At 60.9% G+C, this 12592-nt stretch carries 14 protein-coding genes; 7 read left to right on the top strand and 7 right to left on the bottom strand.

The window, feature by feature from the left end; all coding sequences use genetic code 11:
• Positions 1-73: 73 nt before the first annotated feature.
• Positions 74-1624 (top strand): nitric oxide reductase transcriptional regulator NorR, encoded by a 1551-nt coding sequence (gene norR / locus ACOI7Z_RS11340; RefSeq protein ID WP_087849609.1) that lies wholly within the window; start codon positions 74-76, stop codon positions 1622-1624.
• Here norR and gutQ read toward each other — a convergent pair.
• The 7 genes from gutQ to srlA all read right to left on the bottom strand — a co-directional run bounded on the left by gutQ (position 1587) and on the right by srlA (position 6610).
• The gene (gutQ, locus tag ACOI7Z_RS11335; RefSeq protein WP_087849608.1) at positions 1587-2552 is read right to left on the bottom strand and encodes an arabinose-5-phosphate isomerase GutQ; all 966 of its coding nucleotides are present in this window, start codon (positions 2550-2552) and stop codon (positions 1587-1589) included. The two genes, norR and gutQ, sit on opposite strands and share 38 nt — an antisense overlap.
• On the bottom strand, positions 2545-3318 hold the full coding sequence (srlR, locus tag ACOI7Z_RS11330) for a glucitol operon DNA-binding transcriptional repressor SrlR (RefSeq protein ID WP_004205671.1): 774 nt from the start codon (positions 3316-3318) through the stop codon (positions 2545-2547). Before srlR ends, gutQ begins: the two co-directional genes overlap by 8 nt.
• A gap of 66 nt (positions 3319-3384) precedes the next feature.
• Positions 3385-3744 carry a transcriptional regulator GutM gene (gutM, locus tag ACOI7Z_RS11325; RefSeq protein ID WP_023290773.1) on the bottom strand — a complete coding sequence of 120 codons (360 nt, stop codon included), beginning with the start codon at positions 3742-3744 and terminating at the stop codon, positions 3385-3387.
• Positions 3745-3901: 157 nt separating this feature from the next.
• The gene (gene srlD, locus ACOI7Z_RS11320) at positions 3902-4681 is read right to left on the bottom strand and encodes a sorbitol-6-phosphate dehydrogenase (RefSeq protein ID WP_002914815.1); all 780 of its coding nucleotides are present in this window, start codon (positions 4679-4681) and stop codon (positions 3902-3904) included.
• A 12-nt stretch (positions 4682-4693) separates the two neighbouring features.
• Positions 4694-5056, bottom strand: coding sequence for a PTS glucitol/sorbitol transporter subunit IIA (gene srlB, locus ACOI7Z_RS11315; RefSeq protein ID WP_050533591.1), 363 nt, complete (start codon positions 5054-5056; stop codon positions 4694-4696).
• Between the two features lie 13 nt (positions 5057-5069).
• Complete coding sequence (srlE, locus tag ACOI7Z_RS11310; RefSeq protein WP_032453820.1) at positions 5070-6050, bottom strand: PTS glucitol/sorbitol transporter subunit IIB; 981 nt, start codon at positions 6048-6050, stop codon at positions 5070-5072.
• Positions 6047-6610 (bottom strand): PTS glucitol/sorbitol transporter subunit IIC, encoded by a 564-nt coding sequence (gene srlA / locus ACOI7Z_RS11305; protein WP_004205677.1) that lies wholly within the window; start codon positions 6608-6610, stop codon positions 6047-6049. Before srlA ends, srlE begins: the two co-directional genes overlap by 4 nt.
• A 277-nt stretch (positions 6611-6887) precedes the next feature.
• Between srlA and mltB the strand changes: the two genes are divergently transcribed.
• The 6 genes from mltB (at position 6888) to recA (ending at position 12533) form a co-directional block, all read left to right on the top strand.
• Positions 6888-7967, top strand: coding sequence for a lytic murein transglycosylase B (mltB, locus tag ACOI7Z_RS11300; protein ID WP_023290770.1), 1080 nt, complete (start codon positions 6888-6890; stop codon positions 7965-7967).
• A gap of 324 nt (positions 7968-8291) precedes the next feature.
• Positions 8292-9002: a metal ABC transporter ATP-binding protein gene (locus ACOI7Z_RS11295; RefSeq protein ID WP_074442673.1), complete on the top strand. Its 711-nt coding sequence runs from the start codon at positions 8292-8294 to the stop codon at positions 9000-9002.
• A complete protein-coding gene (locus ACOI7Z_RS11290) occupies positions 8999-9862 on the top strand; it encodes a metal ABC transporter permease (protein ID WP_023290767.1) in 864 nt (287 codons plus the stop codon). The genes ACOI7Z_RS11295 and ACOI7Z_RS11290 overlap by 4 nt, the downstream gene beginning before the upstream one ends.
• A gap of 7 nt (positions 9863-9869) precedes the next feature.
• A complete protein-coding gene (locus ACOI7Z_RS11285) occupies positions 9870-10748 on the top strand; it encodes a metal ABC transporter substrate-binding protein (protein ID WP_032453816.1) in 879 nt (292 codons plus the stop codon).
• A gap of 138 nt (positions 10749-10886) precedes the next feature.
• On the top strand, positions 10887-11384 hold the full coding sequence (gene pncC, locus ACOI7Z_RS11280) for a nicotinamide-nucleotide amidase (RefSeq protein WP_065883429.1): 498 nt from the start codon (positions 10887-10889) through the stop codon (positions 11382-11384).
• A gap of 90 nt (positions 11385-11474) precedes the next feature.
• Complete coding sequence (recA, locus tag ACOI7Z_RS11275) at positions 11475-12533, top strand: recombinase RecA (RefSeq protein WP_004205686.1); 1059 nt, start codon at positions 11475-11477, stop codon at positions 12531-12533.
• Positions 12534-12592 lie beyond the last annotated feature (59 nt).

The following is a 12592-nucleotide window of genomic DNA, read 5'->3' as shown; positions in this document are numbered from 1 at the left end:
TTGCTGTCAAAATGACAATGATTAAAATAGTCGATATGACTATATTGGCTGTCAAAATGACAATGGAGCGATGATGAGTTTTTCCGTCGAGGCGCTGGCGAGAATCGCCATTGATTTACAAAGCGATATCGGCCACGTCGACCGCTTTTCGCGCCTGATCGCCACCCTGCGGCAGATCCTTGGCTGCGACGCCTCGGCGCTGCTGCGCTATGAGGCCCATCAGTTTGTGCCGCTGGCGATCGATGGTCTGGCGCAGGATGTGCTTGGCCGGCGCTTTGCACTGGATGGGCATCCGCGGCTGGAGGCGATCGCCCGCGCCGGCGATGTGGTGCGCTTCCCGGCGGACAGCGACCTGCCGGACCCCTATGACGGCCTGATCCCCGGCCAGGAGAGCCTCAAGGTTCACGCCTGCGTGGGGTTGCCGCTGTTTGCCGGGCAAACGCTGATCGGCGCGCTAACTCTTGACGGTATGGATGCCGACCGCTTCGACAGCTTCAGCGATGAAGAGCTGCGACTGATTGCCGCGCTGGTGGCCGGGGCGCTGAATAACGCGCTGCTTATCGCCCGCCTTGAAGCGCAAAACGTCCTGCCCGCGCAGGTGGTGAATTACCCGCAGCCGGAGCGTCAGGAGATCATCGGCCTGTCGGCGCCGATGCTGCAGCTGAAAAAAGAGATCGAGATTGTCGCCGCCTCGGATTTGAACGTGCTGATCAGCGGCGAAACGGGGACCGGTAAGGAGCTGGTGGCGAAGGCGGTGCATCAGGGATCGCCGCGTGCGGCTAACCCGCTGGTGTACCTCAACTGCGCGGCGCTGCCGGAGAGCGTGGCGGAGAGCGAGCTGTTCGGTCACGTGAAAGGGGCGTTTACCGGGGCTATCAGCAATCGCAGCGGCAAATTTGAGATGGCCGATAACGGCACGCTGTTCCTCGACGAAATCGGCGAGCTGTCGCTGGCGCTGCAGGCGAAGCTGCTGCGCGTCCTGCAGTATGGCGATATTCAGCGTGTCGGTGATGACCGCAGCCTGCGGGTCGATGTGCGGGTGCTGGCGGCCACCAACCGCGATCTGCGCCAGGAGGTGGTGGAAGGGCGCTTTCGCGCCGACCTCTATCACCGGCTGAGCGTCTTCCCGCTGTCGATTCCGGCGCTGCGCGAGCGGGAAAATGACGTGGTGCTGCTGGCTGGCTATTTTTGCGAGCAGTGCCGCCTGCGGATGGGGCTGGCGCGGGTAATTTTAAGTGAGGCAACGCGAAACAGGCTGCAGCAGTGGTCGTGGCCGGGCAACGTGCGCGAACTGGAGCATGCCATTCACCGCGCGGTGGTGCTGGCGCGGGCTACTCAGGCTGGCGATGACGTAGTACTGGAGCCGCAGCATTTCGAGTTTACGGCGACTGCGCCGACGTTGCCGACCGAGGCGGCGGCAGCGGCGCCGGCAATGGGCAACGTGAATCTGCGCGAAGCCACGGATAATTTCCAGCGCGAGGCGATTGCCCGCGCGCTGGCGGCACATCAGGGCAACTGGGCGGCGACCGCCCGCGCGCTGGAACTCGACGTCGCCAACCTGCACCGGCTGGCGAAACGTCTGGGGCTTAAAGGATCCCGGCCTGGTAAAAGTTCTGCAGGTTGATGGCGCCGACCAGTTGGCCGTTTTCATCGACTACCGGCGCGGCGCTGATTTTGTGCTTCATCAGCCGCTCTTTGGCTTCCACCGCGCGGCTCTCCGCCTGCAGCGTCACGCCGTTGCGGGTCATCGCCTGCGCGACGCCGTCGTTTAAGGTGCCGCCGCCCACCAGCCAGCGGCGCAGGTCGCCGTCGGTGAAGACCCCCTGCACGCGGTTGGCCTCATCGCAGACCGCCACCAGGCCGAGCCCGGTGCGGCTTAGCTCGAGCATTGCGTTCATGACGTTGGCGTCCGTGCCGACGCGCGGCACTTCGTCGTCGCGGCGCATCAGGTGATGCACTTTGTTCAGCAGACGCGCGCCGAGCGCCCCTGCCGGGTGGGAGCGGGCAAAATCCTCTTCATTGAAGCCGCGGGCCTGCATGACCGCCATCGCCAGCGCATCGCCAAGCATCAGGGTGTTGACGGTGCTGGAGGTCGGCGCCAGGTGCATCGGACAGGCCTCTCGCTCGACGGCGATATCCAGCACCGCTTTCGCCGCCAGCGCCAGCGGCGAGGTGGATTTGCCGGTCATCGCCAGCAGCGGGATACCTTTTTCCTCCAGCCGCGGCACGATCAGATCCAGCTCTTTCGCGCTGCCGGAGTAGGAGATAAACAGCATCACGTCGCGGCCGTCGAGCATGCCAAGATCGCCGTGCAGGGCTTCCGCCGGATGGACAAAAAAGGCCGGGGTGCCGGTGCTGGCGAAGGTCGCCGCCAGCTTTTTGCCGATATGACCGGATTTACCGATACCGGAGACAATCAGTTTGCCCTCGCAGTGGATGATGGTTTCCGCCGCGCGGATGAAGTCGTCGCCCAGGCGTTCCGGCAGGCGGCTCGCCTCCTGTACCTCCAGCATCAGGGTCTGGCGTCCGGCCTCTAACAAAAAGTTACTCATGATGTTCTCCAGTAATGATGACTTCTATGCCTTTGGCTTCCAGCGCCCGCTGGAATGCAGGGTCAATATCGGCATCGGTAATCAATTTATCCACGCGCTCCAGGCCGCAGACGATATTGGGGCTTTTACGGCCAAACTTTGACGAGTCGGCCATCAGGATCACTTCGCGGGCGGCGTTACACATCGCCTTGCTGACGGTATACACCTCATTGAAGGTGGTGACGCCGGCGTTCAGATCGATGCCGTCGGTGCCCATAAACAGCTTGTCGAAACTGAACTGTTCGAAAGCGTTTTCCGCCAGCTGGCCGTGAAAGGAGGCCGATTTTTTGCGGAAGGTGCCGCCGGGCATCAGGATAGTCTGTTCATTATCCAGTTCGGCCAGAGCGTTGACGATATGCAGGCTGTTGGTCATCACCGTGATGTTATTGAAGCGGCTGAGCAGTGGGACCATCTGCAGCACCGTGCTGCCGGCATCGAGGATGAGGGAGTCGCCATCATGAATAAAGCGCACCGCCGCTTCGGCGATGCGCGCTTTCTTATGGGTGTTGATCAGCGTTTTATGATCGATCGGCGGATCGGCTTCATCTTTGTTGAGTACCACGCCACCGTAGGTGCGAATGACGGTGCCGGCGTTTTCCAGCGTGACCAGATCCTTGCGGATGGTGGTGCCGGTAGTATCGAAGTGTTGCGCCAGCTCTTCGACCGAGCATTTTCCCTGCGACTGCAGGAACTCGAGAATGGCTGCCTGGCGCTGACGTGGTTTCATAGGCGTCTATCCTGCGTTTAAGTTTCGAAGTGATAATTTCGCAAGATATTTACTTTTACAACGAAATTATCCATGTTTCGGATTAAGCGCTAATGATAGTGCATTCTGACAGCGCGGATCATGGGGAAAGATCACATCAGGCTGCAATTCCCCGATATGTTTGCCATCCAGCGCGGGGATTTTTTGCGGTCGGGCGAAAATGGTGAAGCCTTTCATCAGCAGCGTGTCGCAGATGCGGTTGTCATCATCAACGGCGATAGCGACGATGGCGCGCGGTTGAAAGCGCCCGGCGGAGCGGCCGACCCCCACCCGACCCTGCTGGCACAGGCTGTCGAAGGCGCGATTGAAGCGGCGGATCTGCCAGCCGCCGAAGGCCAGTTGGGTAAGCCAGGCGATGGCGGCGACGGTGATGAGTGCGGTAACCATAGGTGTCTCCTTAAGGGGGCCGGGAACAACCCGGGTCGCGGCGCGAGCGCCTAACCCGAGCGACCCGCGGTGCCGTATTTTTGTCGGGTGGCGGCTAACGCCTTACCCGACCTACCGTTTTGTAGCCCGGATAAGCGCGGCGCCATCCGGGATCCCTTTAAAACATCACCTGGCCGCCGGTAACGTTGATCGACTGACCGGTGCAGTACGACGCCTGCGGGCTGGCGTAAAACATCAGGACGTTCAGCACATCCTGATATTCGCAACCGCGCTTCAGGGGCACCTTGTCGATGTAGTACTGCTCGACCTCGCTCTCATCGATACCGAGCTTGGTGGCGTACTGCGGCAGCAGCGACTGGAACATCGGCGACTTCAGCAGATTGCCGAGCATCAGTGAGTGTACGGTAATGCCGTACTCCGCCAAATCCAGCGCCAGCGACTGGGTCAGGCCGACGCCGCCGAACTTCGCCGCGCTGTAGCCGGAGTTGTGCTTGCTGCCCACTTTGCCGGATTTCGAGTTGATCTGAATGATGCGTCCCTTAATGCCGTCGCGGATCATCAGCCGGGAAAACTCGCGGGCGCAGAGGAAGTAGCCCACCAGATTGACCTGCAGCGAGCGGTCGAAATCCCCCAGCGCAAAGTCGCTAATAAACGCCGCTTTAGCGATGCCGGCGCTGTACACCAGCAGGTCGACACGCGAGAAAATCTCATCCACTCCGTGGGCCAGCGCGGTGACGCTGGCCTCGCTGGTGGCGTCGGCGCCGAAGCCATACGCCATACCTTCGCCATATTCAGCGTTAATCTCCTGGGCGACGCGGCTGGCTTTTTCGCTCTGAATATCGACCACCGCCACGCGGTAGCCCTCGGCGGCCAGCCCGCGGCACAGAAACTCTCCTAAGGTTTGTCCACCGCCAATGACAACAGCAACCTGATTCATCTTTCTCTCCTGTTAAGCAACAAATTTCAGTACGCAGCCGGGCGCGATGGCGTCCGGCACCGGGCCCGCCACATGGACGGTACCCGGGAACTCCGCTTCACGATGGCCGTCAAAGCGCAGGGTGATGTGGCCCAGCTCGCGCAGGTTTTGTTCGGCGACCTCGCCGACGGCGGTCACCGGGTAGCGCAGCTCGCCAAGCTGCAGCTCTGCGCCCGGCTGCAGCGCGCCGGCAAGCTCGCCGTGGTTGTGAATAAAGCAGTACGCTTCGATATCGGCAGGGGCGCCTTCGCGGAAGGTGATCAGCATCTGCTCTTCCAGCGCCATCGTCGCGCAGGCGCCGATGTGCGTAATGGTGGTCTGGTAAATCACGGTCATCTTCTGGCCCCTCTTACTGGTAAATAAATCCGGAAACGAACCACGCGATCAGCACCGTTGGCGCGCCGGTCAAAAAGCGGCTGACCAGCACCGACGGCACGCCGACGCGCACGGTATCCTGGCGGGCTTCAGCCAGCGACAGGCCTACCGGGATAAAATCGCAGGCGGCCTGGGCGTTAATGGCGAACAGCGCCGGCAGGGCGAGGTGCGGGGGAATATTGCCGAGGCCGATCTGCACGCCGATCAGTACGCCAATCACCTGGGCGATAACCGCGCCGGGGCCGAGAAATGGCGACAGCAGCGGGAAGGAGCAGATCAGCGCCAGGGTCACCAGACCCAGCGGATGGCTGGCCAGCGGCGCCAGGCCATGGGCGATCCAGTCGCCGATGCCGGAGGCCATGATGATGCCGATCAGCGCCGAGACGAAGGCCATAAACGGCAGGATGGTCTTCAGCACCGTATCGATGGTGTCGCGCCCGGCCTGGAACAGCACCGCCACCACCGAGCCCATCCCCATCCCGACCTTCGCCAGCAGGCCATCGCTCTGTTCAGTGATCTTTTTGCTGGCGTCGTAATCACGACCCGCGCGGTTGTTCTCCGCCGGCGGCTCGGGAGCTACCGCGCTGTCGGTCGCGATGCGCTGAATGTTCTCCTCTTTTACGCCGGAGACGTAGATATCTTCTGTGATGTACTGGGCCAGCGGCCCCGATTTGCCGGTGGCATGGATATTCACCGTCGGGATGCGACGCTTGGGGTAGAGCCCGCAGCGCAGGGTGCCTCCGCAGTCGATAATCGCCACGCCGATGTCGCTTTCCGCCGGTTCGCCCTCTTTAAAACCGTCCACCGCCTGCCAGCCGGTCAGGCTGGCGATGCGGTCAACGATCGCCGGGCGGGTGCCGGCGGTGATATAGACGATCTTTTTGCCCTCGACGACGTCGAGCTCAAGGGGGCCGCCCCAGCCGCCGGTACCTTTCTCAATACGAATCCGGGTCATGATGTCGCTCCTGACAGATGCACTTTCTGAGCCAGCTGAATCGCCATTTTTCGTTCGAAAATCGAGGTGGTCAGGTCGGTGACCCAGCCGCGGAAGAAGTTGGTCACCAGCCCGACCAGCAGATAGCTCACCGCCAGCGGCCCAAGCGGCAGGCCGAGGGTGGTGAGGCCGTTGGCGATGCCGAGATAGACGAACAGCTCGCCGGGGTTGATATGCGGAAACAGGCCGTTCATCGAGTGGCAGCTGTAGGACGCCGCCGCGTAATAGCTGGGCTTGTACTTCTCTGGCATAAAGCGGCCCAGGCTCAGGGTCATCGGATTACAAAACACAAAGGTGCCGATGCAGGGCAACAGCAGGTAGCGGGAGATCGGGTTCCCGGCGCAGCGCTGCGCCAGTTTTTCGATCCGCTGCTGGCCGATAAAGTTGATCAGCGCGTTCATGATCACCAGCAGACTGATCAGCAAGGGGAGGATCCCGGTCACCATTCCGGTAAATACCTCGCCGCCTTTCTGAAACAGGCCGATAAACCACTCTGCGCCGTGGGTCACGACGTCAATCATTGTTCTCTCCTTCAGCATGTTATTTTTCTTGCTAACTGCAGGCTGATTTTAATCACTTTGAAAGGTTTTAAAGTGTTAAATAGATCGCAAAATGAAAGATAAATATTTTATTTCGAAAGATTGGCGTTGAGAGGATGAAATCACGAGGCGCATGACAGCATCCAGGAAGGGGGGCGGTGAAGGACTATTTTGTCTACAAACAGATTGTCGCTTTCTTGTTGGTCGTCGCATGCTTTACCATAATTATCCCTTGCTGAATTTGTTAAACGGAATTCCCATGTTGAAGCGTCGCTCTCTGGCTGTACTTCCCCTTTGTGTGCTCCTCGCTGCCTGCAGCAGCAAACCCAAGACTCCCGCGGAAACGGAGATGGCGAGTGGAACCGGCGGCTTTTTGCTGGAACCGCAGCATAACGTGATGCAGATGGGCGGCGACTTCGCCAACAACCCGGCAGCGGCGCAGTTCATCGATAAGATGGTGGCGAAGCACGGCTTCGACAGGCAGCAGCTGCAGGAGATCCTGTCGCAGGCGAAGCGTCTGGACTACGTTCTGCGGCTGATGGATCGTCAGGCGCCGACCGGCCTGCCGCCGACCGGGCCGACCGGCGCCTGGCTGCGCTACAAGAAACAGTTTATTACCCCGGATAACGTGCAGAACGGCGTGGTGTTCTGGAATCAGTATCAGGACGCGCTCAACCGCGCTTATCAGGTCTACGGCGTACCGCCGGAAATCATTGTCGGCATTATCGGCGTGGAGACCCGTTGGGGCCGGGTGATGGGCAAAACCCGCATCCTCGACGCGCTGGCGACCCTGTCGTTTAACTATCCGCGCCGTGCTGAGTACTTCTCCTCCGAGCTGGAAACCTTCCTGCTGATGGCGCGCAGCGAAAGCGACGACCCGCTGGATCTGAAAGGCTCTTTCGCCGGGGCGATGGGTTACGGCCAGTTTATGCCGTCCTCCTATAAGCAATACGCGGTGGACTTTAACGGCGACGGCCATATCAACCTGTGGGACCCGGTGGATGCGATCGGCAGCGTGGCCAACTACTTCAAACAGCACGGCTGGGTGAGCGGCGATCTGGTGGCGGTGCAGGCGCTGGGCCAGGCGCCGGGGCTGGAGAATGGTTTCAAAACCAAATACAGCGTTTCGCAGCTGTCGGCGGCGGGATTAACCCCGACCCAGCCGCTGGGCAACCATCAGCAGGCCAGCCTGCTGCGCCTGGACGTCGGCACCGGCTATGAGTACTGGTACGGGTTGCCTAACTTCTATACCATCACCCGCTACAACCACAGCACCCACTACGCCATGGCCGTCTGGCAGCTTGGCCTGGCGGTTTCTCAGGCCCGCGGCGGTTATTAATACTGTCATCCGGCTGACCGATCCCGAGCCTCCCCGGATAGCGGCGCGTAGCGCCTTATCCGGGCTATGGTCTGTTATCCGGCTGGCAGCCCCGGTAAGCGCAGCGCGACCGGTGGACTTCTCGTTTATCCTCCTGCTTTTTCCCGTTTGCCTGCCGCTTGTCGACCTTTGTTACATTTCCGCTCCCGACGCTGATTTACAATCTTATTCCGCCTCTGTATTGTTATGTTATAACATTCAATAGAGGTGGGATATGTTCACATCGGTTTTTATGGCATCCGGCGCGGCGCGCCTGGCCATCGCGGGAACGCTGCTGGCGGCGCTATGGCTGGCGACCTGGTGGGCGGTGACGCTACCATGATTGAACTGGAACAACTGGTAACCGGCTATGGCGGGGTGGCGATCACCCCTCCGCTGAGCGGGATGATATGCCCCGGCAGCCTGACGGCAATCGTTGGCCTCAATGGCTGCGGAAAATCGACCCTGCTGAAAACCCTCGCCGGGTTTCTTCCGCCGGTCAGTGGCTGTCTGCGCTGGCAGGGAAAGCGGCCGGTGATTGGCTGGCTGGCGCAGCGCCATGCCCTCGAGTCGCAGTTTCCTCTCAACGTGCAGGATGTGGTGAGCCAGGGCGCATGGCCCGGCGTGTCGCTGCTGCGCGGTCTAGGCGGCGATACCCGGCGACGCATCGGCGCGGCGCTGGAGCGGGTCGGGCTGGCGAGCCTGGCGAAAACCCCGATCGAAGCGCTCTCCGGCGGCCAGTTTCAGCGCATGCTGTTTGCCCGGGTGCTGGTGCAGCAGGCGCCGCTGGTGATGCTCGACGAGCCCTTCACTGGCATTGATGAAGCGACCAGTCGCGAACTGATGGATTTGATCCTCGACATGCACCGGCAGGGGCAGACCATCCTGGCGGTGCTGCATGATAACCAGCGGGTAGCCGACTTTTTCCCGGAGACGCTGCTGCTGACCCCCCGGCGCGCCTGCTGGGGCGCCACCCGGGCGGTTCTCCCGGCCTTCAGCCAGGCGAGGTCGGCATGATCTGGCACACCTTCTTTCAGCCTTTTATTGAATTCGGCTTTATGCGCCGGGCGCTGGTGGTCTGTCTGGCGCTGTCGCTAAGCACCACCATGCTGGGCGTCTTCCTGCTGCTGCGGCGCATGAGCCTGATGGGCGACGCGCTGTCGCACGCCATTCTCCCCGGCGTGGCGGTGGGCTATCTGCTGAGCGGCATGTCGCTGCTGGCCATGACCCTGGGCGGCTTTGTCGCCGGCATCGCGGTCGCGCTGGTGGCGGGATGGGTGAGCCGGCGGACGCCGTTAAAAGAGGACGCCAGCTTTGCCGGATTTTATCTGGGATCGCTGGCGCTGGGCGTCACCCTGGTGTCGCTGCGCGGCTCCAGCGTCGACCTGCTGCATCTGCTGTTTGGCTCCATTCTGGCGGTGGACCGTGACGCGGCGCTGTTTGTCAGCGGCGTCGCCAGCCTGACGCTGCTGTGCATCGCGCTGTGCTACCGCGGTCTGGTCAGCGAGGCGTTCGACAGCGCCTGGCTGCAGGTGAACCACCGCCGGCTGCCGGCGCTGCTGCATGGGCTTTTTCTGGCGCTGCTGGTGCTTAACCTGGTGGCGGGGTTTCAGGTGCTCGGCACGCTGATGGCGGTAGGGGTGATGATGCTGCCGGCGGTCGCCGCGCGCTGCTGGGCGCGAACGCTGCCGGGCATCCTGCTGCTGGCGGCGCTCTCCGGCGCGCTCTGCGCCTGGCTGGGTTTGAGTCTCTCCTGGGCGGCCAGTCTTCCCGCCGGGCCCGCCATCGTGCTGACCGCCAGCGCGCTGTTTTTTATTTCGCTGTTTTTTGGCACGCGCAGCCGGCTGCTGGTCGGCTGGCGCAAATTGATGGGGTAAGGAAATGATGAAACGTAGTGCAATAGTGGTCGCGCTGGCCTTCGGCCTGATGGCGCAGGGGGCGATGGCGAAAACGCTGAATGTGGTAAGCAGTTTTTCGGTGCTGGGTGATATGGTGCAGCAGGTCGGCGGGGAGCATGTTCATGTGGACACCCTGGTCGGCCCGGATGGCGATCCGCACACCTTCGAGCCGTCGCCGAAGGACAGCGCGCTGCTCAGCAAGGCCGACGTGGTGGTGGTTAACGGTCTGGGACTGGAAGGGTGGCTGGATCGCCTGATTAAGGCCTCTGGTTTTAAGGGCGAGCTGGTGGTGGCGTCGAAGGGCGTCAAGACCCATACCCTCGATGAAGATGGCAAAACGGTGACCGATCCCCACGCCTGGAACAGCGCGGCGAACGGCGCGTTGTATGCGCAGAATATCCTCGATGGACTGGTGAAAGCCGACCCGGAAGATCAAGCGGCGCTGACGAACAGCGGCAAGCGTTATATCGAGCAACTGACGGCCCTCGACGGCTGGGCGAAAGGGCAGTTCAGCGCCATTCCGCAGGCAAAGCGCAAAGTTCTCACCAGCCATGACGCCTTCGGCTATTTTGGCCGCGCTTATCACGTGACCTTCCTCGCGCCGCAGGGGCTCTCTTCAGAGAGCGAGGCCAGCGCGGCGCAGGTGGCGGCGCTGATTAAGCAAATCAACGCGGACGGCGTCCATACCTGGTTTATGGAGAACCAGCTTGACCCGCGACTGGTGAAGCAGATCGCCAGCGCCACCGGCGCGCAGCCCGGCGGAGAACTCTATCCTGAGGCGCTCTCCGCCCCGGGTGGCGTCGCGGATAGCTATGTCAAAATGATGCGTCATAACGTGGCGCTGATCGCCGCCAGCATGAAGTAGTTTTGCGATTTCTCATCCCGGCGCCGCCGGGATGATTCATTTTGGATGTCCCCTCGTAAATTCCACACCTCGTCCCCATATCTCTGTGGAAAGTGCTATCTTTGATGGCCTCTTTATCCGGAGCAAAGCGGGGCGATAATGACCGATTCAGAATTAATGCAGCTAAGCGAGGAGGTCGGCCGGGCGCTGAAGGCGCAGGGCGCGACGGTGACCACGGCGGAATCCTGCACCGGCGGCTGGATAGCGAAAGCCATCACCGATATTGCCGGCAGCTCAGCGTGGTTTGAACGCGGTTTTGTGACCTACAGCAACGAGGCCAAATCGCAAATGATCGGCGTCAGCGAAGCGACGCTGCGGGACAACGGCGCGGTGAGTGAACCGGTGGTGGTGGAGATGGCGATCGGCGCGTTGCGCGCCGCGCGCGCGGACTATGCCATCTCGGTAAGCGGCGTCGCCGGGCCGGATGGCGGCAGCGACGAAAAGCCGGTCGGGACGGTGTGGTTTGGCGTCGCCAGCGTCAGCGGGCAAGGGGTGACGCGGCGGGAATGCTTTGCCGGAGACCGCGAAGCGGTGCGTCGTCAGGCGACGGCCTACGCGCTCAATCTGCTCTGGCAACAATTTCTACAAAAGACTTGATACTGTATGACTATACAGTATAATTGCCTCAACTGAACAAATATTAACGGCGAAGCGAACAGGCTTCACCCTGCATGATTAGGAGTAACAATGGCGATCGACGAAAACAAACAGAAAGCGTTGGCGGCTGCACTGGGCCAGATCGAAAAGCAATTCGGTAAAGGCTCCATCATGCGCCTGGGTGAAGACCGTTCTATGGACGTAGAAACCATCTCCACCGGCTCGCTTTCTCTGGATATCGCGCTGGGCGCCGGCGGTCTGCCAATGGGCCGTATCGTCGAGATCTACGGGCCGGAATCCTCCGGTAAAACCACCCTGACGCTGCAGGTTATCGCCGCAGCGCAGCGCGAAGGTAAAACCTGTGCGTTCATCGATGCGGAACACGCGCTGGATCCGGTCTATGCGCGCAAACTGGGCGTGGATATCGACAACCTGCTGTGTTCTCAGCCGGATACCGGCGAGCAGGCGTTGGAAATCTGTGACGCGCTGGCGCGCTCCGGCGCGGTTGACGTTATTGTCGTCGACTCCGTCGCGGCGCTGACGCCGAAAGCGGAAATCGAAGGCGAAATCGGCGACTCTCACATGGGCCTCGCGGCGCGTATGATGAGCCAGGCGATGCGTAAACTGGCGGGTAACCTGAAGCAGTCCAACACGCTGCTGATCTTTATCAACCAGATCCGTATGAAAATCGGCGTGATGTTCGGTAACCCGGAAACCACCACCGGCGGTAACGCGCTGAAGTTCTATGCCTCCGTGCGTCTGGATATCCGTCGCATCGGCGCGGTGAAAGAGGGCGATAACGTCGTCGGCAGCGAAACCCGCGTCAAAGTAGTGAAGAACAAGATTGCGGCGCCGTTCAAACAGGCTGAATTCCAGATCCTCTACGGCGAAGGCATCAACTTCTTCGGCGAGCTGGTTGACCTCGGCGTGAAAGAGAAGCTGATTGAGAAAGCGGGCGCCTGGTACAGCTACAACGGCGACAAAATTGGTCAGGGTAAAGCGAACGCTATCACCTGGCTGAAAGAGAACCCGGCGGCGGCGAAAGAGATTGAGAAGAAAGTGCGCGAACTGCTGCTCAACAACCAGGACTCTACGCCGGACTTCGCCGTTGACGGCAACGACGCAGAAGAAACGGAACAAGATTTCTGATATCGTCTAACAGAGTGATAAAGGGCTGCTTATGCGGCCCTTTTGCTTTTCTTAGATTA

Origin of the sequence: Klebsiella sp. C283 (assembly GCF_048822555.1) — a bacterium.
In the GTDB taxonomy this organism is placed as follows: domain Bacteria; phylum Pseudomonadota; class Gammaproteobacteria; order Enterobacterales; family Enterobacteriaceae; genus Klebsiella; species Klebsiella quasipneumoniae.
The sequence above is the reverse complement of the archived record's forward strand: the minus strand, read 5'-3'. Positions and strand labels throughout refer to the sequence as shown.